Here is a 25,652-nt window from a genome sequence, read left to right as displayed (position 1 = left end):
ATTACTTTTAATCTATCGTTTTACAGGGAATAACACTGCTGGTTTGAAATAGTTGTTTTAATTAATTTAATTTAGCAATTTGGGTTATTATTTTTACTACTGTAGTTCTCTGTTTTTCAGCTTAATGTTTTACTCTACTAATAGGTACTTTGATTTAACAATTTAATTTGTCTATACCTATTAATGAGGAAAATAGAACAATGACGATAAAACAGACTTCATTATATCAGCAGCATTTAGCATGTAATGCAACCATGATCGATTTTCATGGCTGGCTGATGCCATTGCATTACGGTTCTCAAATTGATGAACACCATGCTGTTCGGACAGCAGCTGGCGTGTTTGATATTTCTTATTTAACAATTATTGATCTGCATGGTGAACTGTGCCGAGATTTTTTACGTTATTTATTAGCCCAATGATGTAGCAAAACTGAAGGAGCCTGGTGAAGCGCTCTATACGGGTATGTTAAATGCATCGGTAGGCGTGATCGATGATTTGGTTGTCTACTATTTTGATGATGATTACTATCGCTTAATTGCTAATTCTGCCACTCGGCAGAAATATTTAGCTTGGATCAATCAACATATAGAAAATTACCTAATTGATGTGCAGGTACGAGATGATCTGGCATTCATTGCTATACAGGGCCCAGATGCACAACTCAAAGTACAATCTCTGCTTAATGAACAGCAGAAAACTGCGGTTATGGATATGCCACTCTTCTATGGTAAACAAATTGATGACTGGTTTATTACTACTGTAGGTTATACCGGCGAATTAGGTTATGAGATAGCACTGCCGAAAGAGCAGGCTGTCAAACTTTGGCAAAAATTAATTGATTTAGATATTAAGCCGGCGGGATTGGCGGCACGTGATACCCTTCGTCTGGAAGCAGGAATGAATTTGTATGGACAAGAAATGAGTGAACTGGTGTCACCATTAGCGGCTAATATGGAATGGACAATAGCCTGGCAGCCGGAAGAGCGCTATTTTATCGGACGAGATGCGCTAGAGAGACAACGGCAGGTAGGCACAGAAAAATTAGTTGGTTTAGTGATGCGTGATAGGGGAATATTGCAAGCTGATTTGCCGGTTCGTTTTACTGATACAGCAGGTAAGTTATGTGAAGGGATCATTACCAGTGGCACATTTTCGCCTACGTTGGGGTTAAGTATAGCTTTAGCACGAGTACCATTGAATATTGGCATGCAGGCGGTTGTACAAATAAAAAAACATGAAATGCCAGTTCAGGTTGTAAAACCCAGCTTTGTGCGTTATGGCAAAACATTAATTAACTAAAGTTATTTAGTTGTATTTTTACGTTTGTTTTATTAAAAATTGGCTGATTAAAAATAATAAAATAGCAACCACCGTAATTGACTAAATACTATTTTAATCAGTTATTTTTAGGCTTTGTTGAATAAATCAGAATTAGCCGATAGGATGGCTCCCTCTGCTACAGCTGTTATCCGATCCTGACGCTGTGTGGCATACCCAACAACGTCATACGGTTCAGCGCTTTGACCATCGCCATTGTTTCACCTACCTGAGCCTCATAGTCACGCAGGCTCAGATGGCCACCCAGCAAAGTTTTTATGCGGAACATCGCTGTTTCTGCCACTGAACGCCGGTGATAACCCACTTTCTTTTTCCACATATCATTACTCCTGCTCAGACGCTGATTCGCCACCGCATGGTTACGTTCATGGTACTTGTCCGGCTAGTATTTCGCTCCGCTTCGCGGCGGGATAAGGGGCCTGATTTTCTTTCTTAGCAACGCATCGTGGCAGTAACAGGCGTCATAAGCACCGTCTGCTGACACTTCCCTGATTTTCCGGTGGGTTTGGTTAATAAGGCCCGGCAGTGCCTGCGCATCTGTCGTTCCGCTGAGCGATAAGTCGGCACAGATAATCTCATGAGTCACACTGTCTGCTGCCAGATGAAGCTTGCGCCACACTCTTCGTCTGTCAGCCCCATGCTGCCTGACTTTCCATTCACCTTCGCCAAAGACCTTCAGACCGGTACTGTCGATGACCAGATGCGAGATTTCACCACGCGTTGGCGTTTTTATGCTGATGTTGACGCTCTTTGCTCGTCTGCTGACCAGCGAGTAGTCCGGACAGCACAGCGGCAAAGACATGAGTTTAAAAATCGAATCAACGAAGCCCTGTAATGCCCGGAGCGACAGGTTAAACACACGCTTCATCATCAGGACAGTGGTAACAGCCATATCGCTGTAGTAAAGCGGCCGGCCACGACCTTCAGGCGAAGAACTGTCAGTCCATCCAGCGATGGCCGACTCATCAAGCCAGACCGTCAGGGAACCGCGTTGTCTGAGTGCCTTGTTGTACGCGGGCCAGTTGGTAATTTTAAACTTTTGCTTTGCCATGGGGACCTGATGTTGAAACGAATTTAGCGATCAGCTCCGCCAATCACCTAAAAGTTCGATTTATTCAACAAAGCCTTATTTTTATTCAATAAAGCCATATATAATTAATGACAATTGTTATTGATTTCAATGTTATTATCTGTGATAAAATGCAAATTAAAATAAACAACAAAATAAAATATGATGTTGGTGATCAGCGTATCGAGTTTTTATAGCAATTATATGGTAATTATTTTATTTATTTAAATTTAAATTTTTTATTAGATTTTTTATAAGTTTAAAATAAATATTATTGATATTAAATTTTTCATTATTAAATATGGAGTGTTTATGAATGAAATAAATCTGGAAGAGCAATATAAAAAACTAATTGATTGGATTAAATCATTAAGACCAGCACCGACATTATCAAATCAAGTTTATGACAGTGATTCAAAACTTACATGGCTTTGTTGAATAAATCAGAATTAGCCGACAGGATGGCTCCCTCTGCTACAGCTGTTATCCGATCCTGACGCTGTGTGGCATACCCAACAACGTCATACGGTTCAGCGCTTTGACCATCGCCATTGCTTCACCTACCTGAGCCTCATAGTCACGCAGCCTCAGATGGCCACCCAGCAAAGTTTTTATGCGGAACATCGCTGTTTCTGCCACTGAACGCCGGTGATAACCCACTTTCTTTTTCCACATATCATTACTCCTGCTCAGACGCTGATTCGCCACCGCATGGTTACGTTCATGGTACTTGTCCGGCCAGTATTTCGCTCCGCTTCGCGGCGGGATAAGGGGCCTGATTTTCTTTCTTAGCAACGCGTCGTGGCAGTAACAGGCGTCATAAGCACCGTCTGCTAACACTTCCCTGATTTTCCGGTGGGTTTGGTTAATCAGGCCCGGCAGTGCCTGCGCATCTGTCGTTCCGCTGAGCGATAAGTCGGCACAGATAATCTCATGATTCACACTGTCTGCTGCCAGATGAAGCTTGCGCCACACTCTTCGTCTGTCAGCCCCATGCTGCCTGACTTTCCATTCACCTTCGCCAAAGACCTTCAGACCGGTACTGTCGATGACCAGATGCGAGATTTCACCACGCGTTGGCGTTTTTATGCTGATGTTGACGCTCTTTGCTCGTCTGCTGACCAGCGAGTAGTCCGGACAGCACAGCGGCAAAGACATGAGTTTAAAAATCGAATCAACGAAGCCCTGTAATGCCCGGAGCGACAGGTTAAACACACGCTTCATCATCAGGACAGTGGTAACAGCCATATCGCTGTAGTAAAGCGGCCGGCCACGACCTTCAGGCGAAGAACTGTCAGTCCATCCAGCGATGGCCGACTCATCAAGCCAGACCGTCAGGGAACCGCGTTGTCTGAGTGCCTTGTTGTACGCGGGCCAGTTGGTAATTTTAAACTTTTGCTTTGCCATGGGGACCTGATGTTGAAACGAATTTAGCGATCAGCTCCGCCAATTACCTAAAAGTTCGATTTATTCAACAAAGCCAACTTACATTATCCACAGGAGATATCATTGGCGCTTATCAAGATAAAGATTTAGTGGTTGCTCCACAACTTAATGAAATGAATAGAGACGGGAAGTCGACGGATATTACGTCTGAAAAATTAGCAGAATCGCCAGCCAATGGTCTTGCTATTATAAGTACCATAGCGATGGGTGGCATTGGCTATGATCCGCAAAAACCTAGCATGTCAGGTAATGCTAATGCTCAGGCATATATGGCTTATGCGGAGGAAATGAAAAAAAATATGCTAATGATGGTGGAGGAAGATAAGTTCATTGATCTTAGTTATCGAGAAGAGAACTATAATGATCTCATTGATAAGATTGTAAATATATATGATAGTATTACTGGTGTTGATAAGAATAAAATTAAAAATTCTGTTACTCAGTTAGCTAAAACTGCATTATCTTATTCTGAACAAAAAAATACCAATATATTATTTTCCCAAGGTGTTATCGCATCAGCAAGTAAAGGGCTTTGTTGAATAAATCGAACTTTTAGGTGATTGGCGGAGCTGATCGCTAAATTAGTTTCAACATCAGGTCCCCATGGCAAAGCAAAAGTTTAAAATTACCAACTGGCCCGCGTACAACAAGGCACTCAGACAACGTGGTTCCCTGACGGTCTGGCTTGATGAGTCGGCCATCGCTGGATGGACTGACAGTTCTTCGCCTGAAGGTCGTGGCCGGCCGCTTTACTACAGCGATATGGCTGTTACCACTGTCCTGATGATGAAGCGTGTGTTTAACCTGTCGCTCCGGGCATTACAGGGCTTCGTTGATTCGATTTTTAAACTCATGTCTTAGCCGCTGTGCTGTCCGGACTACTCGCTGGTCAGCAGACGAGCAAAGAGCGTCAACATCAGCATAAAAACGCCAACGCGTGGTGAAATCTCGCATCTGGTCATCGACAGTACCGGTCTGAAGGTCTTTGGCGAAGGTGAATGGAAAGTCATGCAGCATGGGGCTGACAGACGAAGAGTGTGGCGCAAGCTTCATCTGGCAGCAGACAGTGTGAATCATGAGATTATCTGTGCCGACTTATCGCTCAGCGGAACGACAGATGCGCAGGCACTGCCGGGCCTGATTAACCAAACCCACCGGAAAATCAGGGAAGTGTCAGCAGACGGTGCTTATGACGCCTGTTACTGCCACGATGCGTTGCTAAGAAAGAAAATCAGGCCCCTTATCCCGCCGCGAAGCGGAGCGAAATACTGGCCTGACAAGTACCATGAACGTAACCATGCGGTGGCGAATCAGCGTCTGAGCAGGAGTAATGATATGTGGAAAAAGAAAGTGGGTTATCACCGGCGTTCAGTGGCAGAAACAGCGATGTTCCGCATAAAAACTTTGCTGGGTGGCCATCTGAGGCTGCGTGACTATGAGGCTCAGGTAGGTGAAGCAATGGCGATGGTCAAAGCGCTGAACCGTATGACGTTGTTGGGTATGCCACACAGCGTCAGGATCGGATAACAGCTGTAGCAGAGGGAGCCATCCTGTCGGCTAATTCTGATTTATTCAACAAAGCCGCCCAAAACCATACATGCATATTAAGATAATGACCTCAAAAAATACAGATTTAGCCACTGAGATTGTTTTTAGCAAGTGAAAAAGAAGATATTTGCTTATCAGTTGCCGGTTTATGTTAATTGTAGAATAATCTAACAACTTCACAAAATGACCCATTGGGATTATTTTTATCAGTTTAATTTTTATGATGTATATTTTTTAACAAATAATTGATATCTTCAACACTATGATTTTTATGCTAAATTATGGAAAATTTAACTAATTTGGTCTATGCTAATTATTCTTAAGGTATATATTTTTCATAATTTATGGGTAAAATTTTTATTAAACTATGTTCAAGATGATATTAAACTATCATGGTTGACCGCTAAGTATGTATCATAAAAACAGGTGTTCTTTTTTAAGAGCTACGTTTGAAAGGAGCTAGATATGGCTTACAAACATATTCTTGTTACAGTTGATTTATCCCCAGAAAGTAAAGTTTTAGTCGATAAAGCTGTCTCCATGGCAAAACCTTATAATGCAAAAGTTTCTTTAATTCATGTTGATGTAAATTATTCTGATCTTTATACCGGCTTGATTGATGTAAATCTTGGTGATATGGAGCAGCGTATAACTAAGGAAACTCACCATGCTTTGACTAAATTAGCCAAAGAAGCTGATTATAAGATTGAAAAAGAATTGAGTGGCCGAGGTGATCTGGGGCAGGTTTTGGTTGATGCAATCAAGGAATACAAGGTAGATTTAGTTGTTTGTGGTCATCATCAAGATTTCTGGAGTAAGTTAATGTCCTCGGCTCCCCAGCTGATTAATACTGTTCATGTTGATATGTTAATTGTGCCATTAAAAGATAGTGATTGATAATATTTATTGGTAAATCAAATTTTTCAATAAAAACACTTGATTATTCAAGTGTTTTTTTATTACTTTTCGATAAATTAAATCGACTTATATTTTGCCAGAAAATGTGATTAAGACACAAAAAATCTCATTAAAAATAGAGATAAATTAGTGATATATTCAATAAGTAAATTCACACCTAGCAGGTCATTCTGCAAAAATAAATGTTAATAAGTATGAAAATATCTTAATTTATCTTTTAATCTAAGGAATTTTGTATGAAAGATGGTTTATCTTTAGAGACATTCCTAACACCAATCCAATCACGTTATGCTCATCAACTTGAATTCTTACAAGCTGTGCGTGAAGTGTTTACTTCCCTGGCGCCGTTTTTACGCGATAATCCTCAATATTGTGAACAGGCATTACTTGCAAAGAAGAGTAGAGCCTGAAAGGGTGATTCAGTTTCGTGTTTGTTGGGTAGATGATAAGGGAAATGTTCAAGTTAATTGAGCCTGGCTGGTACAATTTAATTCGGCAATTGGCCCTTTTAAAGGTGGAATGCGTTTTCATCCTTCAGTTAATTTATCAATTTTAAAATTTCTCGGCTTTGAACAAACTTTTAAAAATGCGTTAACCACTTTACCTCTGGGTGGCGGTAAGGGTGGCTCATATTTTGATCCTAAAGGAAAAAGCCAGGCAGAAGTTATGCGTTTTTGTCAGCATTGATAACAGAGCTTTTCCGACATTTAGGTCCTTATACCGATGTTCCTGCTGGAGATATTGGCGTGGGTTGGCGTGAAGTCGGTTTTATGGCAGGTATGATGAAGAAGCTGTCTAACAACACTTCTTGTGTTTTACCGGTAAAGGCTTGTCTTTTGGTGGTAGCTTAATTCTACCTGAAGCGACCGGTTATGGTTTGGTCTATTTTACTGATGCGATGTTAAAACATCATGGTTTAGCGTTTGAAGCAAAACGCGTATCCGTTTCTGGCTCAGGAAATGTTGCTCAGTATGCTATTGAGAAATGTATGTCTTTAGGTGCTAAGGTTGTTGCCGCTTCCGATTCAAATGGAACCGTTGTTGATGAAGCAGGCTTTACAGCCGAAAAACTTAAACGATTGGAAGCAATTAAAAATGAATATGGTCGTGTTGAGTCATATGCAGAAGAGTTTGGTTTGACTTATCTTAAAGGAAAAAACCCCTGGTCGGTTCCAGTAGATATTGCCTTACCTTGCGCCACTCAAAATGAACTTGATATAGAAGATGCGAAAATTTTAATTAAAAATGGTGTTCAAGCGGTTGCTGAAGGTGCAAATATGCCGACAACAATTGAAGCTACTTAAGCGTTTATTGAGGCTGGTGTTCTGTTTGGACCGGGAAAAGCGACCAATGCCGGAGGAGTTGCAACATCAGGTTTGGAAATGGCACAAAATGCGGCGCATTTGAGTTGGACAGCAGAAAAAGTGAATAGCCGCTTGAAGCATATTCTGTTAGATATTCACCGGAATTGTGTGAAATATGGTGGAGAAGATAAGCAGACTAATTATGTTAAAGGCGCTAATATTGCCGGTTTTGTTAAAGTCGCCAATGCGATGTTAGCACAAGGTATCTTGTAATAAATCAATAGCGATAGGGCAAATTAAAAACTAATTATATTGCTTAATGCTAGTAAAATTCTGAATATTATTTTGCTTATTGAACATCGCCTGCAACTATCCTTTTCAGGCGATGTTGTTAGCAAAAATTTGTCGATTATTATTTATCCTATCAGCTGACCTATAGTTATATTAATCTTCATTTAGACTCATATGCAGGCGATCAATTAAAAGTTTAAACAAGTAATTTAGTAGCGACCGTTCGCCAGTACGAATAAAAACTTCTACTGGCATTCCTGGTTTGATGGTTAACTGATTTAGACGTTGACGATTTTCATCATTTACTTGGACCTGTAATAAATAATAGGGCTCGCCAGTCTGTTCATTAAGTAGCCTATCAGCAGAAATCATCGTCACGTTGCCTTCCACTTTAGGAGTCGTACTTTGATTAAATGCAGTAAATTGTAACTCTACCGGTAAACCTAATTTCACTTGATCAATCAAATGTACCGGAACCCGATGATCAACCACTATTGGTTGATCATCGGGAACAATCTCCATCATTTTTTGTCCGGCAGCGATTACGCCGCCTTCAGTAAAAATTGACATACCAATTATGGTGCCAGCAACCGTGGCACGTATTTGAGAATTATTCAGCATGAACTTTGCTTTAACGAGCTGACTGTTGGTATGATTAATCTTTGTTTGTGTGTTTGCTAGTTGGGCATGAACATATTTTTGATATTCTTGTTGGAGTTTTTCGCTAAGCAGTTTTTGTTCTAATATTTGATGTTGGATGCGACTAATATCACCAAGTGTTTGCGCTAAATTACCATCGACTTCAGTATATTTATTTTCAGTTTCTAATAATGTATTGCGAGCAATATAGCCGTTTTTTTCTAATTCCCTTAATCCTTCTAATTGTTGCAATAACATAGTAAGTTGCGTTTTTTGGCTCTTTGCTTTTTGTTGTTGGGCATATAAAGTAGCGTTCAATCCGGTTATTTTTTCTTTAATACTGGCCAACTTTAATTGTAAAACTTGATATTGGTTTTCCAGCAATTGTTGGTTTAATTGAATAAGTTCGCTTATATCATGTTTCTTCATTTCACCTTGTAAAGCGGGTGAGAAAATCAACCGTTTTTTGCCCTGCTGTTCAGCTAATAAGCAGGCTTCTCTTACTAACAGTTCGCGTGGTATTGTTTTAGTTTTATATTGTATTCTGCATGTACTTCAACGGTGTTGAGTGTTAAAAGAATTTGTCCTGCTTGTACTTTTTCACCATTATTAACGGATAGTTGTTCAATGATCCCTCCGTATTGATGTTGAATAGTTTTATGATTGCCTGCCACAATCACATTACCTGATACAGGAACCACTTTATCTAAAGGAGCCAGTGCAGACCATAATAAAAAACCACCAAATCCAATAGTCACTAATGACCAGCCTAAGTATACAGCTCGTTTTTCATTACTGATTAATTTGTCTGTTAAGATAGGAGATGATTTGTGATATTTACCTTGTGCTGACATATTTTTTTCCATTAATTGCTATTATTTTTACAGACTGAAATATTGAAGGATCACGTTGTTAGTTGTGACGTTTTATGTTCATTTAATAATGTTTGTGGTGTTCCAAAACGTGGTGACATTCCGGCTTGTAAAATTAGCACATGCTCTACATATCTGAGCAAAAAAGGGCGATGGGTAATTATAATAAGGGTGCAATGTTGTTTTTTAAGTTCTTCAATCGCAAGGCACAGGGCTTTATCTCCTTCGCTATCAAGATTAGAGTTAGGTTCATCGAGAATAATTAAACGGGAAAGGACATAAATAGCTCGCGCCAAAGCTAATCGCTGTTTTTGTCCGCCAGATAAGCCACGGCCGTACTAGCCTAATTGAGGGTCATATCCATTAGGTAAAGTGAGAATTAAGTCATGCACTCGGGCAATTTTGGCGGCAGTAATTACTTTGTCTACGTCAATTTCAGCAAAACGAGCAATATTTTCTGCGATTGTACCATCGAATAATTGTATATCTTGCGGTAGATAACCAATGTGAGGCCCTAAAATTTCTCTATCCATTTGGTGAATATTTGCACCATCCAACCGGATGTATCCTAAAGTAGGAGGAAGCGCGCCGACAAGTATCCGAGCTAATGTCGATGTCCCAGCACCAGATGCACCAATAATAGCCAATTTTTGGCCGGCAGAGAGTGAAAATTGGATATCAAATAACAGCGGTGGATATTCAGGATCAGGGCGGTAGAGAACATTTTCAAAGCTTAATTCGCCAGTTGGCGCAGGTAAAGTCATCACTTGTTTACGAGGAGGATGCTGTTTGAATAACTGATCTAAGCGTAGATAAGCCTGTTTGGCATTATTATATTGTTTGCTAACAGCAATAAGTTGGTCGATCGGGCTGAGTACACGTCCCACCAGAATAGAACTGGCAATCATCATACCTGTGGTCAATTCATTATTAGTGACTAACCAGGCCCCCATGCCTAATACCAGAGATTGCAGCATCAAACGTGAGGTTTTTGACCATGCGCTGGTGGCTGAAGTTCTTTCGCTGGCTAAATTCTGTTGGGATAAAAAAGCGTGATGGTAGCTTAACCAGCCGCGACGTATATTACCTAACATGCCCATTGCCTCGATTACATCTGTATTACGCAAGTGGGTAGAGGCCTGATTAATACTGATTAATAGCTTAGCGAGCAATTAGATTGGCTTGCGCTAGTGGTTTATGAGTATAACGGTTATTCAGCCAGGCAAGTAGGGAAATAAAAGTTGCGCCACCTAAGGCTAGATAGCCTAACCATGGATGGCGTAAAAACACCACACAGAGGCAAAAGAGAAACCAAGGCGCATCAAATAAAGCAAATAGAGCGTTCCCTGTTACGAATTGGCGTAGTGTTGTGAGATCACTTAACGCTTGGCTGGCTTGTGAATCATTATATTTTAAGCTTTGCTGATAAGCTGCATTGAATACCGATTGATTAACTGATAGGTCTAGCCTGTGCTAATACGTATAACAATCAGATTACGCACCCATTCGAGTACGCCAATAAATAAATGCAAATAACAAGTAGTGTCAACATTAATAACGTCATTTTATTATTTTACGCCAAGACACGATCATAAACTTGTAACATATAAATATATAAATGGAGGGGGCTAGCATCAGTATATTAATGATAGCGATAAATATGCCAATACTATAAAACGCTTTTTTATATGTTTTTAGGCTTTGTTGAATAAATCAGAATTAGCCGACAGGATGGCTCCCTCTGCTACAGCTGTTATCCGATCCTGAAGCTGTGTGGCATACCCAACAACGTCATACGGTTCAGCGCTTTGACCATCGCCATTGCTTCACCTACCTGAGCCTCATAGTCACGCAGCCTCAGATGGCCACCCAGCAAAGTTTTTATGCGGAACATCGCTGTTTCTGCCACTGAACGCCGGTGATAACCCACTTTCTTTTTCCACATATCATTACTCCTGCTCAGACGCTGATTCGCCACCGCATGGTTACGTTCATGGTACTTGTCCGGCCAGTATTTCGCTCCGCTTCGCGGCGGGATAAGGGGCCTGATTTTCTTTCTTAGCAACGCATCGTGGCAGTAACAGGCGTCATAAGCACCGTCTGCTGACACTTCCCTGATTTTCCGGTGGGTTTGGTTAATCAGGCCCGGCAGTGCCTGCGCATCTGTCGTTCCGCTGAGCGATAAGTCGGCACAGATAATCTCATGATTCACACTGTCTGCTGCCAGATGAAGCTTGCGCCACACTCTTCGTCTGTCAGCCCCATGCTGCCTGACTTTCCATTCACCTTCGCCAAAGACCTTCAGACCGGTACTGTCGATGACCAGATGCGAGATTTCACCACGCGTTGGCGTTTTTATGCTGATGTTGACGCTCTTTGCTCGTCTGCTGACCAGCTAGTAGTCCGGACAGCACAGCGGCTAAGACATGAGTTTAAAAATCGAATCAACGAAGCCCTGTAATGCCCGTAGCGACAGGTTAAACACACGCTTCATCATAAGGACAGTGGTAACAGCCATATCGCTGTAGTAAAGCGGCCGGCCACGACCTTCAGGCGAAGAACTGTCAGTCCATCCAGCGATGGCCGACTCATCAAGCCAGACCGTCAGGGAACCGCGTTGTCTGAGTGCCTTGTTGTACGCGGGCCAGTTGGTAATTTTAAACTTTTGCTTTGCCATGGGGACCTGATGTTGAAACGAATTTAGCGATCAGCTCCGCCAATCACCTAAAAGTTCGATTTATTCAACAAAGCCATTGTGTTTAACAAAATAACTTATCTTAATATTAAAAATTTATCTGTTATTACTGTGAAAACAATATCAATTTTTTTAATTAACTGTTTTTATATAATTAAAAATAATAAGAATAAATAGATAATAAGATTTTTGTTTTTGTAAAAAATAAAATATTAATCTTATTTTATGCATTCGGTGGAATACTTTTTTAGGCTAAAAATAGCTCAAATCGTTGCAATAATGAGTTAGTGTTTTTATTCTATTTATCAAAGATCCTTGGCCTATTATTGACTATAGTTAAAATTATCTATTGTTCATTAGCGGCTATCTTTTATCTAGCTAGTAAGATTAGCTTTGATGACAAAATTTTCTTCGCTGTGAGTAGAGGGAAAAATGGTTATTGAACAGTAAACAGCTTAACTCATTCAGGACATTGATTATTTTTATCTGCGCTATTTATCTCAGTTGGAAAAGCGACCTGAAGATATCGAAAGGTTAGATGGCTTGCAGTAAGATTTTTTCAGCAGGTCAAATTAAAAAAGGTCAATTACTTAGACAAATATGCTGATGAATAGTATATAACCAAAAGGATAATGATTATGTCACTAGGAATTGCAAATAAAGTTATTGTCGTTGTCGGTGCAAGTAGTGGATTAGGTGAAGAACTAGCTCGTCATTTAGTTAAAGATGGTGCCAAACTGGTTTTTGGGGCGCGTCGTATTGATAGATTGCAATCATTAGCCGAAGAATTAAATTTTGATAAAGAAGCCGTTGTCGCCACCGATATCACAAAACCTGAGCAACTACAGGCATTAGTTGACAGAGCAATTGCATTGTATAACCGAATTGATGTGATAGTTAATAATGCCGGTATTATGCCGCAATCACTGTTAGAAGATTGTCATATTGATGAATGGAATGAGATATCGACATGAACTTAAAGGGCGTGCTTTATGGGATAGCAGCAGCGCTTCCCTATATGAAAAAACAGATGAGTGGCCATATTATTAATACATCGTCAGTCGCAGGACATAAGGTAAAGCCAGGCAGTGCAGTTTATTCAGCGACCAAAACGGCAGTACGAGTGATCTCAGAAGGTTTACGGCAAGAAATGATACCTTATCATATTAGAACAACAGTGATTTCGCCAGGGGCAATCACTAGTGAGTTGCTTGATAGTATTAGTGATCCAGATATCGCTGCCAGAATGCGATCTTTTTATAACGATTATGCCATTCCGGCAGATTCCTATGCTCGAGCGGTAATTTTTGCTATAAAACAACCAGAAAATGTTGATATTAATGAAATTCTGTTTCGTCCAACCCGGCAAGAGTTTTAATAATATTTTCAATATACCTAATTAGATAGGTCTATCGATTTTAGTAATTAATATTAATAATCGATTTATCAGAAAGCATAACCTAATTGGATGGATGTTTTGGTGCTGATCCTTTTTGGTGTCGAGAGCGGAGGATTATCATTCCAGTTAACGTTGTAGATCAAATTGAGTGACAGCCGTTCACTCATGGCAACTTGTAAGGCAGTTTCTGAGATAGCGGAAGAGTCATTGCTGCGTCGGGTAAAAAATGATATACCTTGTTTAAATGACGTATTATCAGTAATTTTCCATTCATAGTTTGCACCAATGTAGCCTAATCCTGTTATTTCATGGCCACCACTGGTAAAATGTTCATATCTGACACTTGGGCCAGCTTCAACTTTTAGTGAATGAATGGGGCCATCAAATATTTGTCGGCCATAGCCCACGGCAAATACGTCTTTAGAATCAAAGCCATTATATCTATCAGTTAACCAGCTAGCTTGGCCGAATAGATAATCATATTTAGTTAAATTGTATCGAGTCCTGGCGCCTAACTGATAGGTTTCCGATGATCTTTTATCATTGGATGAGTTGTTGGTAGCATTTCCCCAAAAGCTATAAGCTAAGTTTGAAGAATAGAGTGTTAGTGCTGATTTTGCTGTTAAGTTTGAACTCTTTGAGTTTTCTGTTTGTACTTGATAACCACCTGAGATTGACATTTCAATATCTTTTTTTGCCGTTGCAGGGTCATCCATTACGGTAAATAGGCTATCATTAGCTATCGCAAGAGGACTAATAAAAAATGTCATCCATAAAAATTTTTTATCAAAGGTGATCATGCGTGCTCCTATTATTACTTGCATGTTATCTACATTAAACGAATAATGTAGTTTTATAATCCTCCAATATATATAAAATTGTGCTTTTATGCCAGCAATGTTTGATTATTGTCATTTTATTAAATTAACTGGATAAATACTGAAATATATTTTAATCAGTATTTTATTGATCAATTTGAAGCCTAAATGGTAATTTAATTTATTAAAATCTATAATAAAAAATTAATTCACTATTTAGTGATCGATTTATTTCAATTATTTAAAAAATCAAAAAAATAGGAATTTTCTTATAAAAGATTCACTATAAATCTGAAAGCTAGTTATCATTGCCGGGTGAGGAAAATGAATTAGGGCAGGAAAATACTATTATTTAATTTTTTATCTACTGGTATTAATTAAAACAATGTTTATTTTCCTAGTAAGGCTTGCTTTATTGCATTTAATTGACTCTCAATAGTGGCATTTAACATACCGACTTCAGTTTCTAAAATACAATCTTTCTCTTCTAATCTCGGATCTTCAACAATGTCGATATACTCAATACTCAATTTCTGGTTGTATTTTATGTAGTTCGGTTAATTTACTTTGCAAAAAATTAACTTGCTTAGGTGAAATGCGTAAGATAACTTTTTTATGTTGATGAACAAGCGCAAGATTTTGGCTGATATTTTTATATAAAAGTTCATCAGGTTCATAATTAGCAATAATTTTTCGCATCTCTTCGGCTTTGTTGAATAAATCAGAATTAGCCGCCAGGATGGCTCCCTCTGCTACAGCTGTTATCCGATCCTGACGCTGTGTGGCATACCCAACAACGTCATACGGTTCAGCGCTTTGACCATCGCCATTGCTTCACCTACCTGAGCCTCATAGTCACGCAGGCTCAGATGGCCACCCAGCAAAGTTTTTATGCGGAACATCGCTGTTTCTGCCACTGAACGCCGGTGATAACCCACTTTCTTTTTCCACATATCATTACTCCTGCTCAGACGCTGATTCGCCACCGCATGGTTACGTTCATGGTACTTGTCCGGCCAGTATTTCGCTCCGCTTCGCGGCGGGATAAGGGGCCTGATTTTCTTTCTTAGCAACGCATCGTGGCAGTAACAGGCGTCATAAGCACCGTCTGCTGACACTTCCCTGATTTTCCGGTGGGTTTGGTTAATCAGGCCCGGCAGTGCCTGCGCATCTGTCGTTCCGCTGAGCGATAAGTCGGCACAGATAATCTCATGAGTCACACTGTCTGCTGCCAGATGAAGCTTGCGCCACACTCTTCGTCTGTCAGCCCCATGCTGCCTGACTTTCCATTCACCTTCGCCAAAGACCTTCAGACCGGTACTGTCGATGACCAGATGCGAGATTTCACCACGCGTTGGCGTTTTTATGCTGATGTTGACGCTCTTTGCTCGTCTGCTGACCAGCGAGTAGTCCGGACAGCACAGCGGCAAAGACATGAGTTTAAAAATCGAATCAACGAAGCCCTGTAATGCCCGTAGCGACAGGTTAAACACACGCTTCATCATCAGGACAGTGGTAACAGCCATATCGCTGTAGTAAAGCGGCCGGCCACGACCTTCAGGCGAAGAACAGTCAGTCCATCCAGCGATGGCCGACTCATCAAGCCAGACCGTCAGGGAACCGCGTTGTCTGAGTGCCTTGTTGTACGCGGGCCAGTTGGTAATTTTAAACTTTTGCTTTGCCATGGGGACCTGATGTTGAAACGAATTTAGCGATCAGCTCCGCCAATCACCTAAAAGTTCGATTTATTCAACAAAGCCCAGTTTAGATTCAACAAATAAATATAGTTAGAGAGAAAGAGTAATTGTGTTTATATTGCTAGGTTTTGCAATGTTATTATTTTGATTTATATGACTCGGTTTGATATGGTGGCTTGGTATATATTGTGGTGGAGTAGTTTGATGACGATTAGAGATCAATTACTAAAGCAGATGGGAATTGTGCAATGGACATTACGCGATCCTGCGCTACTGTGTGGTGAACATGCAGTGTGTATTCCTGACGCTACCCAATTAATTATCATCGCTGATGAACGCATTGATTTAGGTAACCTTTTTGTCAAAGATATTTTACGAGCGATGATGATAGACAGTCGTCAGGTATGCTGTTTATTAACTAAAGAGGTATCGCTGTTACCAAAAGAAATTCTTTGGCCTTGCTGGATCATAGGCAAACAATTACCTGTTAGTTCAAAAACATGGGTTATTCATACTTTACCATTGCCAGAAATTTATTCTGATCCTCAGTCAAAACGCGCTTTGTGGGCGCAAATATGCCAGCATGAAAATAATTTCGAATTTAGAACAAACTGATTTAGTCTCTGCTTTTGCTATTGAAAACATCAGTCATCCTTTATATTATTCACTTTCATAAATAATATTAACTTATCAAATATTAATTTAAATTTTTATACCAGTGAGTTTAAGTTGCTTGTTATATAATATTATTTAGCTTACCTTTTATAAGCATAAATTGTCTAATGTGATAATCCTATTTTGTAATTAATTATTTTTATAAAGTATTAGAATCTATTTTTAATATTAAACTACCTTAATAAGGAGAGAGGCTTTGTTGAATAAATCAGAATTAGCCGACAGGATGGCTCCCTCTGCTACACCTGTTATCCGATCCTGACGCTGTGTGGCATACCCAACAACGTCATACGGTTTAGCGCTTTGACCATCGCCATTGCTTCACCTACCTGAGCCTCATAGTCACGCAGCCTCAGATGGCCACCCAGCAAAGTTTTTATGCGGAACATCGCTGTTTCTGCCACTGAACGCCGGTGATAACCCACTTTCTTTTTCCACATATCATTACTCCTGCTCAGACGCTGATTCGCCACCGCATGGTTACGTTCATGGTACTTGTACGGCCAGTATTTCGCTCCGCTTCGCGGCGGGATAAGGGGCCTGATTTTCCGGTGGGTTTGGTTAATCAGGCCCGGCAGTGCCTGCGCATCTGTCGTTCCGCTGAGCGATAAGTCGGCACAGATAATCTCATGATTCACACTGTCTGCTGCCAGATGAAGCTTGCGCCACACTCTTCGTCTGTCAGCCCCATGCTGCCTGACTTTCCATTCACCTTCGCCAAAGACCTTCAGACCGGTACTGTCGATGACCAGATGCGAGATTTCACCACGCGTTGGCGTTTTTATGCTTCAGATCCGCCAATCACCTAAAAGTTCGATTTATTCAACAAAGCCCAATAAAAGGTGAATAGACGATGAGAAAAATATCATTATCCATATATTGTATTGCATTTATGCTTGGTAGTAACCTGGTATTTGCTAACCAACAAATAAAGTTGTGTGAAATAAAAAAACAAACATTACAGTCCCAAATCGAATATGCTAAAAAAGATAATAATCAAGATAAAATTGATGGGTTAAAAACGGCTTTAAAAAATTTAGAGAATAATTGTAGCTCTGAGTTTATATATCAAAAAAATAAAAATGAAGTTGAGAAAAAACGCTTAAAAGTTAGAGAACGTGAAGTTGACTTGAAAGAGGCACAAGCAAAAGGAGATAAGAATAAAATTAGTAAGCAGCAACAAAAACTGCAACAAGCTAAAATTGAACTGCATAAAGCAGAGGAAATATTAAAAGCAAGTAAATAAATCATCAACAAATTAAACGGATTTAAATAAAAGTAGGTCATGCTTAAAAATAATTTTCAGCAAATGATAGCCATGCAGCCTAAGGAGAGCAAAAAGGTGAAAAACACATTGAGCAAAAGTGTTGTTAGTGGTAAAAAAGCATTAACCTATTCAAAGAAGTGGGTTGATGTTATCTGTAATATTCCATTTATTGCCCATTTAATCCGCGCGGCAGAACGTTTTAATGACCGTATGGGCAACCAATTTGGTGCCGCTATTACCTATTTTTCTTTTCTCTCTTTGATCCCTGTCCTTATGTTTTCCTTTGCTGCAACTGGCTTTATATTAGCCTCCAATCCCGATTTGCTGGAAAAATTGATCCGTGGTATATCAAAAAGCATTAGTGATCCAACATTAGCCCAAACGCTGGAAAGAAGTATCGATACTGCTATTCGCCAACGTACAGCCGTCGGTTTGACCGGTTTAGCGATTGCACTTTATTCTGGTGTTAATTGGGTTAATAACCTTCGTCAAGCTATTTTGGCGCAATCTCATGATATTTGGGAAAGAAACGAAGATGAGAAAGAATCCATTTTTTTTCGCTATTTTCGTGATTTTCTTTTTCTTATCGGCTTATTAATTGCCTTAGTTATCACCATTACATTAACTTCTATTGCCGGCTCGGCACAAGCAACACTGGTTAGTCTATTGCATCTTGATGCTATTGAATGGTTACGTCCAATTTGGACAATAGTCGGCTTAACCATCTCAATTATGGCAAATTATCTATTGTTCCTGTGGATTTTTTGGATCTTACCTCATAAACAATTTCGCCGTATTTCGTTACTGAAAGGAACATTAATTGCCGCTATTGGCTTTGAAATACTCAAATCTATTATGACTTGGGTATTGCCTAACCTAGCGAGCTCACCATCAGGTGCAGCATTTGGTTCAGTTATTAGTCTTATTGCTTTTTTCTACTTTTTTGCCCGTTTGACCCTTTTCTGTGCTGCCTGGATAGCCACAGATAAACCAGCGTAATAATAAAACTATTACTTGTTAACTTATTAGTAATAAAAAGTTAGCAATGAAATCCAACAATTCTGCTATATAAATATTGCTGAAAAAATAATCATCAGTAACTATTTGCTGCATAACCCTATTTATTTAAGATGATAGCTACCTGTTCATGATATCCAAATATCTTTATTACCATTGAGTTATGCTTTTTTATCATGATTAATTAAAGCTGGTAACAGGTGAGCTGTCATTTACTTCCTGTTCCGTTGCGGATGCAGCCACTGCCGCCCAAAGAACCTGTTTAAACTTATTTCTAAGCTGTTCAATATCTAATCGCCTTTTATCCACTGGTTGAGATAAAATAAAGGTAGGCTCGTGCGCAACCAACCGTTTAGCATCTTCAGTCATTACAGCTAATGTTAATTCTGCCAGGAAAGCTTGCCTTAAACGTTGAAACTGTTCCGGGGCAATATCTATGACACTATTTTGTTGTGAAATCAGCCGCTGATTAATTAATATGTCAGTACTTACTCTGGCATAAGCCGCAAACAGCTGATCTAATTGCTGCTGTTTTTCTTGTACTATTTGCTCAAATATGGCCTGAGAAATACCTTTATTGTTAATAGCAGATAACTCTGCTAACAAGCTTTCGGATACACTCTTCATTTTTTCAGGCGCAGCCGATACTAATAATGCACAGCTCGCTCGCTGATATTGAATACGGCAATCCATATTCAATCCAACAAGTTTGCCATATTTTTTGTCAAAAGATTGTTTAATTGAACGAAAAATAGCCTTTCTGGCTAAATCATCAAGCCAATAACGCTTTAACATTTCAGAATCGTTAATCGTTCGCCAACCAAAATCCCAAGTCAACGATAAAGAATCTTTTGCTGGATCCAAGCTGGTTAAATTAATTATTTGTGGTGGAAGAACGGGTAGCGCCGCCACAGTAACCGGCATAGAACGTTTTCCACTAAGTGCTGAAAAAATCTGATTAATATTTTCGGTCAATGAACGGTTATCAACATGGCCAGCGACATAAAGCGTCATTATGTCAGGTGTATACCATTGTTGAACAAATTTGTTAATTTCTTCTAACTTAACCGGTGTAACTGGCATCGCTCCCGGTTCATGACCAATTAAGGTTGATCCTTTTATTCTCGCTCGCCATAAAGGATCTTTTACATTAGCTGGATGTGTTACTACCATACGCTTTGGTAACGACGTTACCATCATTAATGATTTTTTATCAAATTGGCTACCCGCTGCCGAGCCTGCCAACCATTGCAGTGCCTCTTTCAGTAACTCAGGTCGATTGTTAGGTAAGCTTAGGTTATAAAGAGTTACGTCATAAGAGACAATCGCCGGAGGGATCGGGGCTGCTGGATCAATCGCATTGTGCCATAACTGTTGTAATTGCGAACTACTTAAAGTTTTGCTGTGAAACAGTGCCATTTTGGGGATCAAATAGGTAAAGCCTCTCTGACTTGCAGTTTCTACCATTGAACCCGTTTTGACAATTAACCGCAATTGGATCCTATCATTCGGCCGCTGTGGAGTTTGCAATAGTTGCCAGGAAAAACCATTATCTAATTTACCCTGATGCCAGGCAGGATCAGGTTGCAAAGTTTCTGCCGGCAGTTGGCTGGACAAAGCCATTAGTGCGCCACCAATAAAATACCGAATTTTTATGCCCTGCATGCAAACCTCTTGTTGTTCATTGTTGGATTTAACCGTCAAATGCCACATTTATTTTTAACGGAAAGTACCACCTCAGGGCTTAGACAGCCGATCTCTGGTTAAATCTCATAAGATTTGGGATGTTTTTAGATCTCTAAGATTACCATGTTAAGCTTAAAGTTCACCACTACGTTTTTTGACAGATTATTTGATATCTATCGAATTTTATTAAATACATTATGGTCAAAAATAGTTGTTTAATACAGGTTACTGATGGCTTTGTTGAATAAATCAGAATTAGCCGCCAGGATGGCTCCCTCTGCTACACCTGTTATCCGATCCTGACGCTGTGTGGCATACCCAACAACGTCATACGGTTCAGCGCTTTGACCATCGCCATTGCTTCACCTACCTGAGCCTCATAGTCACGCAGCCTCAGATGGCCACCCAGCAAAGTTTTTATGCGGAACATCGCTGTTTCTGCCACTGAACGCCGGTGATAACCCACTTTCTTTTTCCACATATCATTACTCCTGCTCAGACGCTGATTCGCCACCGCATGGTTACGTTCATGGTACTTGTCCGGCCAGTATTTCGCTCCGCTTCGCGGCGGGATAAGGGGCCTGATTTTCCGGTGGGTTTGGTTAATCAGGCCCGGCAGTGCCTGCGCATCTGTCGTTCCGCTGAGCGATAAGTCGGCACAGATAATCTCATGAGTCACACTGTCTGCTGCCAGATGAAGCTTGCGCCACACTCTTCGTCTGTCAGCCCCATGCTGCCTGACTTTCCATTCACCTTCGCCAAAGACCTTCAGACCGGTACTGTCGATGACCAGATGCGAGATTTCACCACGCGTTGGCGTTTTTATGCTGATGTTGACGCTCTTTGCTCGTCTGCTGACCAGCGAGTAGTCCGGACAGCACAGCGGCAAAGACATGAGTTTAAAAATCGAATCAACGAAGCCCTGTAATGCCCGGAGCGACAGGTTAAACACACGCTTCATCATCAGGACAGTGGTAACAGCCATATCGCTGTAGTAAAGCGGCCGGCCACGACCTTCAGGCGAAGAACTGTCAGTCCATCCAGCGATGGCCGACTCATCAAGCCAGACCGTCAGGGAACCGCGTTGTCTGAGTGCCTTGTTGTACGCGGGCCAGTTGGTAATTTTAAACTTTTGCTTTGCCATGGGGACCTGATGTTGAAACGAATTTAGCGATCAGCTCCGCCAATCACCTAAAAGTTCGATTTATTCAACAAAGCCACTCAGCATGCAAGTCACTAATTAATGCAACCATTAAGATAACATTGTTGTTATTTATCATAGACATTAGTATTTCCTTTTGTATACATATAATACTTACTGGTTAAATTGCATACCGAAAATACTCAATGTTTTTATATTGTTAAATTTAAATTACATTATTTTTTCTTAAAATGGGTGTCGTTGTTTTTATTATTTTTTAAAATAACAATATTCTTAATGAATGTTTTTTAATCTTTTTCAGCTAATTTGCTCTCATTTAATCATATTAACCTATTTTGCTATCGTTTTTTGATAGTTGTAATTGCCGTTAAAAACACCGGGGATCCCAGTTATAGCTTAACTTCGCTAGCTTATCAAATGCTAATTATTTAAGTAAATTATATGGTGTATTAAGTTATTAACTATCATTTGAAATGATAAAAATAAGTAAAATCTCCCTATATACTCTTCATTATATAAAGAAAGATTTTTAATGGGCTTTGTTGAATAAATCGAACTTTTAGGTGATTGGCGGAGCTGATCGCTAAATTCGTTTCAACATCAGGTCCCCATGGCAAAGCAAAAGTTTAAAATTACCAACTGGCCCGCGTACAACAAGGCACTCAGACAACGCGGTTCCCTGACGGTCTGGCTTGATGAGTCGGCCATCGCTGGATGGACTGACAGTTCTTCGCCTGAAGGTCGTGGCCGGCCGCTTTACTACAGCGATATGGCTGTTACCACTGTCCTGATGATGAAGCGTGTGTTTAACCTGTCGCTCCGGGCATTACAGGGCTTCGTTGATTCGATTTTTAAACTCATGTCTTTGCCGCTGTGCTGTCCGGACTACTCGCTGGTCAGCAGACGAGCAAAGAGCGTCAACATCAGCATAAAAACGCCAACGCGTGGTGAAATCTCGCATCTGGTCATCGACAGTACCGGTCTGAAGGTCTTTGGCGAAGGTGAATGGAAAGTCAGGCAGCATGGGGCTGACAGACGAAGAGTGTGGCGCAAGCTTCATCTGGCAGCAGACAGTGTGACTCATGAGATTATCTGTGCCGACTTATCGCTCAGCGGAACGACAGATGCGCAGGCACTGCCGGGCCTGATTAACCAAACCCACCGGAAAATCAGGGAAGTGTCAGCAGACGGTGCTTATGACGCCTGTTACTGCCACGACGCGTTGCTAAGAAAGAAAATCAGGCCCCTTATCCCGCCGCGAAGCGGAGCGAAATACTGGCCGGACAAGTACCATGAACGTAACCATGCGGTGGCGAATCAGCGTCTGAGCAGGAGTAATGATATGTGGAAAAAGAAAGTGGGTTATCACCGGCGTTCAGTGGCAGAAACAGCGATGTTCCGCATAAAAACTTTGCTGGGTGGCCATCTGAGGCTGCGTGACTATGAGGCTCAGGTAGGTGAAGCAATGGCGATGGTCAAAGCGCTGAACCGTATGACGTTGTTGGGTATGCCACACAGCGTCAGGATCGGATAACAGCTGTAGCAGAGGGAGCCATCCTGTCGGCTAATTCTGATTTATTCAACAAAGCCCTGTCCATTAAAAAGTATTTATAACCGTGATGCTTTTATATCGGTACAAAAAAGACCATTAAAGGGTTTGCATACTTGTCAAAAATTAAGTTTTCCAATAGATAAAGCCAGCAGTGAGCAACGTTATCATAATGCTCTATTGGCTGATTTTGTTTACAATCGTGACTTTACAATTTTAGAAGCAACCCTGTGGGGAATTGATCGTGAATTGGCAAGGTTTGTGTCTAAAATGACTAATATAAAACTTTATCCACAAGATGGTCTATTAGAAGATAGTCATACTGGATTGGTGGCTTATATCTTTCGCAATAAGGTTGAGCGGGAAATTCGATTGGTATTTGGTGGTACAACCAGCGGTCATGGAGTGAGCGTTGGAGCTCCGCGTTATATAAAAAATATTAATAATTTTATTAAGCAATGCGAGGCGAATGTTCATAATGTATTTGGTGGTGTTCCAGCTTGCTATAAGCAGGCTGCGCAATTAATGCATAATCTGGAACAATTGGTTCAAATGGATGGGGAATGGAATGGATACAGGCTTTCAACCAGTGGTCATTCATTAGGTGGTGGTTTAGCTGCTTATGCAGCCCTGAAGGTATCTAGCAAAGAAAATATTATTTTGGCGGAATGTTTTAGCAGTGCTCAATTTGGCCGAGGTTTACAGCGCGATTTGTTAAAGCAACATGGTAGTTTAGATTTAGAGAAGGCTATGCATAATGTCAATCATCATTATGTCGAAGGTGATGTTATTCCGAAGATGGATAAATTTTTTGCGGTTGATCATATTGGTAAAATTAATATTATTCCCCAAGCAACGAACAAAAAAGACAACTTTTTAGCGGCACATTCAAATTATGTCAAGCATAGTCTTATTTATGCGCTACAAACTTGAAAATAAAAGGAGAAATTGGACTGCAATTCTCCTTTTATTTTTAACTGATTAATAACAAAAATAATAATAGGCTGGGTTATTTTTCTTCTTTACTATTGCTGGCAGGGTGGCCCAAATCGTTTTCATCACAATGATCTTTTTTGGAGCAATGTCCATATAGATAGAGACTGTGATTAGAGAGCTTGATGCCATGACGTTCCGCAATATTTTTTTGTCGTGTCTCAATGGATTCATCGCTGAATTCAATGACTTTACCACAATCCAAGCAAATTAAGTGATCATGGTGATGTTGTTGTGTCAACTCAAAAACCGATTTACCGCCTTCAAAATTATGACGAGTAACAATACCTGCGTCATCAAATTGATTTAGAACACGATAAACCGTTGCGAGGCCAATATCTTCCCCCATATCAATGAGTTTTTTATAGAGATCTTCCGCACTGACATGATGGCATTCAGGCTCTTGTAATACCTCTAAAATTTTTAAACGTGGAAGTGTTACTTTAAGCCCTGCATTCTTCAATGCTTTATTGTTGTCGGTCATGCGGATCCTACCTTGTTGCATTAGCAGTGAATTCAATAATATCAAAACATCGTTAACAGTAGTATACTGTTTATTTCAAACTAATTTTACAATTATATATGTCATAATATCATTACACAATTTGCAGGAATTATCATATACAAAAAATATTGAAAGCTATCAATCGATAATAGCTTGTAAATTTAGCTCTTCAGATATTTGTTTTACCCAGCTTTCCACTCGCTCAGCGGTTAGTTCCGGCTGCCTGTCTTCATCAATGGCAAGGCCAATAAAGTTAGAGTCATCAGCGAGCCCTTTTGATGCTTCGAAGTGGTAACCTTCTGTTGGCCAATGGCCAACAATGATAGCACCATTAGGTTCAATAATCTCTTTCACAGTACCCATAGCATCACAGAAATATTCCGCATAATCTTCTTGATTGCCACAACCAAAAATAGCTACTAGCTTATTGGTAAAATCAATTTCTTCTAATGTCGGAAAGAAGTCATCCCAATCACACTGTGCTTCACCATAATACCAGGTAGGAATACCGAATAGTAAAATATCAAATGCTTCAATATCCTCTTTACTGCTTTTAGCAATATCATGAATGTCAGCAATATCAGAGCCGCCAAGGGTTTCTTGGATCATTTTGGCAATATTTTCTGTATTGCCAGTATCACTGCCGAAGAAGATACCTATGATTGCCATAAAGTAAATAAACCTCTTAATTTTACTTTGAGTTGTTTTGTTATCTTATCTTATCGTTATTAACAGTAGTAATAGCAAATATAATAACGATTG

At 40.2% G+C, this 25,652-nt stretch carries 21 protein-coding genes and 8 pseudogenes; 13 read left to right on the top strand and 16 right to left on the bottom strand.

Going from position 1 to position 25,652, the window contains the following annotated elements; genetic code table 11:
* Window positions 1-200: 200 nt before the first annotated feature.
* Window positions 201-1,302: pseudogene (gene gcvT / locus E3U36_RS11540) on the top strand (glycine cleavage system aminomethyltransferase GcvT).
* A gap of 166 nt (window positions 1,303-1,468) precedes the next feature.
* Here the strand turns inward: gcvT and E3U36_RS11535 are convergent.
* Window positions 1,469-2,392, bottom strand: a pseudogene (locus E3U36_RS11535) (IS5 family transposase).
* Window positions 2,393-2,722: 330 nt separating this feature from the next.
* Between E3U36_RS11535 and E3U36_RS13060 the strand changes: the two are divergent.
* On the top strand, window positions 2,723-2,848 hold the full coding sequence (locus E3U36_RS13060) for a hypothetical protein (RefSeq protein ID WP_255479082.1): 126 nt from the start codon (window positions 2,723-2,725) through the stop codon (window positions 2,846-2,848).
* Window positions 2,849-2,893: 45 nt separating this feature from the next.
* Here E3U36_RS13060 and E3U36_RS11530 read toward each other — a convergent pair whose 3' ends face one another.
* A complete protein-coding gene (locus E3U36_RS11530; protein WP_180816613.1) occupies window positions 2,894-3,817 on the bottom strand; it encodes an IS5 family transposase in 924 nt (307 codons plus the stop codon).
* Between E3U36_RS11530 and E3U36_RS11525 the strand changes: the two genes are divergently transcribed.
* The 4 genes and pseudogenes from E3U36_RS11525 (at window position 3,811) to gdhA (ending at window position 7,898) form a co-directional block, all read left to right on the top strand.
* On the top strand, window positions 3,811-4,395 hold the full coding sequence (locus tag E3U36_RS11525) for a hypothetical protein (protein WP_180816612.1): 585 nt from the start codon (window positions 3,811-3,813) through the stop codon (window positions 4,393-4,395). The two genes, E3U36_RS11530 and E3U36_RS11525, sit on opposite strands and share 7 nt — an antisense overlap.
* A gap of 64 nt (window positions 4,396-4,459) precedes the next feature.
* Window positions 4,460-5,383 (top strand): annotated as a pseudogene (locus E3U36_RS11520) (IS5 family transposase).
* 486 nt (window positions 5,384-5,869) lie between these two features.
* Window positions 5,870-6,301, top strand: a complete 432-nt coding sequence (gene uspA / locus E3U36_RS11515) for a universal stress protein UspA (RefSeq protein WP_180816611.1) — start codon at window positions 5,870-5,872, stop codon at window positions 6,299-6,301.
* A 257-nt stretch (window positions 6,302-6,558) separates the two neighbouring features.
* A pseudogene (gene gdhA / locus E3U36_RS11510) lies at window positions 6,559-7,898 on the top strand (NADP-specific glutamate dehydrogenase).
* Between the two features lie 171 nt (window positions 7,899-8,069).
* On the opposite strand, the gene E3U36_RS11505 reads toward gdhA, so the two are convergent.
* The 5 genes and pseudogenes from E3U36_RS11505 to E3U36_RS11490 form a co-directional block, all read right to left on the bottom strand.
* Window positions 8,070-9,014 (bottom strand): HlyD family type I secretion periplasmic adaptor subunit, encoded by a 945-nt coding sequence (locus E3U36_RS11505; RefSeq protein ID WP_238337461.1) that lies wholly within the window; start codon window positions 9,012-9,014, stop codon window positions 8,070-8,072.
* Between the two features lie 44 nt (window positions 9,015-9,058).
* Window positions 9,059-9,421, bottom strand: a complete 363-nt coding sequence (locus E3U36_RS12830; protein ID WP_238337460.1) for an HlyD family secretion protein — start codon at window positions 9,419-9,421, stop codon at window positions 9,059-9,061.
* A 38-nt stretch (window positions 9,422-9,459) separates the two neighbouring features.
* Entirely contained in the window at window positions 9,460-9,723 is a 264-nt protein-coding gene (locus tag E3U36_RS11500) for a hypothetical protein (protein ID WP_238337567.1), read from the bottom strand.
* A gap of 6 nt (window positions 9,724-9,729) precedes the next feature.
* Window positions 9,730-10,335: pseudogene (locus tag E3U36_RS12825) on the bottom strand (ATP-binding cassette domain-containing protein); the annotation flags it as partial.
* 845 nt (window positions 10,336-11,180) lie between these two features.
* Window positions 11,181-12,104: pseudogene (locus tag E3U36_RS11490) on the bottom strand (IS5 family transposase).
* A 656-nt stretch (window positions 12,105-12,760) separates the two neighbouring features.
* Here E3U36_RS11490 and E3U36_RS11485 point away from each other — a divergent pair.
* Window positions 12,761-13,500 (top strand): annotated as a pseudogene (locus tag E3U36_RS11485) (SDR family oxidoreductase).
* A gap of 68 nt (window positions 13,501-13,568) precedes the next feature.
* Here E3U36_RS11485 and E3U36_RS11480 read toward each other — a convergent pair.
* The 4 genes from E3U36_RS11480 to E3U36_RS11465 all read right to left on the bottom strand — a co-directional run bounded on the left by E3U36_RS11480 (window position 13,569) and on the right by E3U36_RS11465 (window position 16,024).
* Window positions 13,569-14,321 (bottom strand): DUF481 domain-containing protein, encoded by a 753-nt coding sequence (locus E3U36_RS11480; RefSeq protein WP_238337459.1) that lies wholly within the window; start codon window positions 14,319-14,321, stop codon window positions 13,569-13,571.
* Between the two features lie 407 nt (window positions 14,322-14,728).
* A complete protein-coding gene (locus tag E3U36_RS11475; RefSeq protein ID WP_180816608.1) occupies window positions 14,729-14,869 on the bottom strand; it encodes a FliH/SctL family protein in 141 nt (46 codons plus the stop codon).
* A complete protein-coding gene (locus E3U36_RS11470) occupies window positions 14,859-15,038 on the bottom strand; it encodes a hypothetical protein (protein ID WP_180816607.1) in 180 nt (59 codons plus the stop codon). Before E3U36_RS11470 ends, E3U36_RS11475 begins: the two co-directional genes overlap by 11 nt.
* A gap of 62 nt (window positions 15,039-15,100) precedes the next feature.
* Window positions 15,101-16,024 (bottom strand): IS5 family transposase, encoded by a 924-nt coding sequence (locus E3U36_RS11465; protein ID WP_180816606.1) that lies wholly within the window; start codon window positions 16,022-16,024, stop codon window positions 15,101-15,103.
* Between the two features lie 165 nt (window positions 16,025-16,189).
* Between E3U36_RS11465 and E3U36_RS11460 the strand changes: the two genes are divergently transcribed.
* The gene (locus tag E3U36_RS11460; RefSeq protein ID WP_238337561.1) at window positions 16,190-16,651 is read left to right on the top strand and encodes a DNA polymerase III subunit psi; all 462 of its coding nucleotides are present in this window, start codon (window positions 16,190-16,192) and stop codon (window positions 16,649-16,651) included.
* A 308-nt stretch (window positions 16,652-16,959) separates the two neighbouring features.
* Here the strand turns inward: E3U36_RS11460 and E3U36_RS11455 are convergent.
* Window positions 16,960-17,499 (bottom strand): annotated as a pseudogene (locus tag E3U36_RS11455) (transposase); the annotation flags it as partial.
* A 65-nt stretch (window positions 17,500-17,564) separates the two neighbouring features.
* Between E3U36_RS11455 and E3U36_RS11450 the strand changes: the two are divergent.
* Together E3U36_RS11450 and yhjD are read left to right on the top strand one after the other, a co-directional pair.
* Window positions 17,565-17,957 (top strand): DUF1090 domain-containing protein, encoded by a 393-nt coding sequence (locus E3U36_RS11450; protein ID WP_180816604.1) that lies wholly within the window; start codon window positions 17,565-17,567, stop codon window positions 17,955-17,957.
* A 72-nt stretch (window positions 17,958-18,029) separates the two neighbouring features.
* A complete protein-coding gene (gene yhjD / locus E3U36_RS11445; RefSeq protein WP_439647296.1) occupies window positions 18,030-18,977 on the top strand; it encodes an inner membrane protein YhjD in 948 nt (315 codons plus the stop codon).
* 198 nt (window positions 18,978-19,175) lie between these two features.
* On the opposite strand, the gene E3U36_RS11440 is transcribed toward yhjD, so the two are convergent.
* Both E3U36_RS11440 and E3U36_RS11435 read right to left on the bottom strand, forming a co-directional pair.
* Window positions 19,176-20,585, bottom strand: coding sequence for an insulinase family protein (locus E3U36_RS11440; protein WP_238337457.1), 1,410 nt, complete (start codon window positions 20,583-20,585; stop codon window positions 19,176-19,178).
* 385 nt (window positions 20,586-20,970) lie between these two features.
* The gene (locus E3U36_RS11435) at window positions 20,971-21,825 is read right to left on the bottom strand and encodes an IS5 family transposase (RefSeq protein WP_180816603.1); all 855 of its coding nucleotides are present in this window, start codon (window positions 21,823-21,825) and stop codon (window positions 20,971-20,973) included.
* On the opposite strand from E3U36_RS11435, the gene E3U36_RS11430 reads away from it, so the two are divergent.
* The 3 genes from E3U36_RS11430 to E3U36_RS11420 all read left to right on the top strand — a co-directional run bounded on the left by E3U36_RS11430 (window position 21,819) and on the right by E3U36_RS11420 (window position 24,325).
* Entirely contained in the window at window positions 21,819-22,007 is a 189-nt protein-coding gene (locus tag E3U36_RS11430) for a hypothetical protein (RefSeq protein ID WP_180816602.1), read from the top strand. The genes E3U36_RS11435 and E3U36_RS11430 overlap by 7 nt on opposite strands.
* A gap of 446 nt (window positions 22,008-22,453) precedes the next feature.
* Window positions 22,454-23,377 (top strand): IS5 family transposase, encoded by a 924-nt coding sequence (locus E3U36_RS11425; RefSeq protein ID WP_180816040.1) that lies wholly within the window; start codon window positions 22,454-22,456, stop codon window positions 23,375-23,377.
* Window positions 23,378-23,500: 123 nt separating this feature from the next.
* Entirely contained in the window at window positions 23,501-24,325 is an 825-nt protein-coding gene (locus E3U36_RS11420; protein WP_180816601.1) for a Tle-like phospholipase domain-containing protein, read from the top strand.
* Window positions 24,326-24,401: 76 nt separating this feature from the next.
* Here E3U36_RS11420 and fur read toward each other — a convergent pair whose 3' ends face one another.
* A complete protein-coding gene (fur, locus tag E3U36_RS11415) occupies window positions 24,402-24,869 on the bottom strand; it encodes a ferric iron uptake transcriptional regulator (protein ID WP_180816600.1) in 468 nt (155 codons plus the stop codon).
* A 159-nt stretch (window positions 24,870-25,028) separates the two neighbouring features.
* Entirely contained in the window at window positions 25,029-25,559 is a 531-nt protein-coding gene (gene fldA / locus E3U36_RS11410; RefSeq protein WP_180816599.1) for a flavodoxin FldA, read from the bottom strand.
* Window positions 25,560-25,652: the final 93 nt, after the last annotated feature.

Origin of the sequence: Arsenophonus endosymbiont of Aphis craccivora, from assembly GCF_013460135.1 — a bacterium.
GTDB lineage: Bacteria > Pseudomonadota > Gammaproteobacteria > Enterobacterales > Enterobacteriaceae > Arsenophonus > Arsenophonus nilaparvatae.
This window is presented reverse-complemented; position numbering and strand designations above follow the sequence as displayed.

Bases quoted from the DNA above. Each gene is read 5' to 3' on its own strand.
- E3U36_RS13060 (WP_255479082.1), top strand. From the start codon at position 2,723: ATGAATGAAATAAATCTGGAAGAGCAATATAAAAAACTAATTGATTGG.
- E3U36_RS11530 (WP_180816613.1), bottom strand. From the start codon at position 3,817: ATGGCAAAGCAAAAGTTTAAAATTACCAACTGGCCCGCGTACAACAAG.
- E3U36_RS11465 (WP_180816606.1), bottom strand. From the start codon at position 16,024: ATGGCAAAGCAAAAGTTTAAAATTACCAACTGGCCCGCGTACAACAAG.
- E3U36_RS11425 (WP_180816040.1), top strand. From the start codon at position 22,454: ATGGCAAAGCAAAAGTTTAAAATTACCAACTGGCCCGCGTACAACAAG.
- E3U36_RS12830 (WP_238337460.1), bottom strand. From the start codon at position 9,421: ATGGAAAAAAATATGTCAGCACAAGGTAAATATCACAAATCATCTCCT.
- E3U36_RS11460 (WP_238337561.1), top strand. From the start codon at position 16,190: ATGACTCGGTTTGATATGGTGGCTTGGTATATATTGTGGTGGAGTAGT.
- fldA (WP_180816599.1), bottom strand. From the start codon at position 25,559: ATGGCAATCATAGGTATCTTCTTCGGCAGTGATACTGGCAATACAGAA.
- uspA (WP_180816611.1), top strand. From the start codon at position 5,870: ATGGCTTACAAACATATTCTTGTTACAGTTGATTTATCCCCAGAAAGT.
- E3U36_RS11480 (WP_238337459.1), bottom strand. From the start codon at position 14,321: ATGATCACCTTTGATAAAAAATTTTTATGGATGACATTTTTTATTAGT.
- fur (WP_180816600.1), bottom strand. From the start codon at position 24,869: ATGACCGACAACAATAAAGCATTGAAGAATGCAGGGCTTAAAGTAACA.
- yhjD (WP_439647296.1), top strand. From the start codon at position 18,030: ATGCAGCCTAAGGAGAGCAAAAAGGTGAAAAACACATTGAGCAAAAGT.
- E3U36_RS11470 (WP_180816607.1), bottom strand. From the start codon at position 15,038: ATGCGAAAAATTATTGCTAATTATGAACCTGATGAACTTTTATATAAA.
- E3U36_RS11435 (WP_180816603.1), bottom strand. From the start codon at position 21,825: ATGGCAAAGCAAAAGTTTAAAATTACCAACTGGCCCGCGTACAACAAG.
- E3U36_RS11450 (WP_180816604.1), top strand. From the start codon at position 17,565: ATGAGAAAAATATCATTATCCATATATTGTATTGCATTTATGCTTGGT.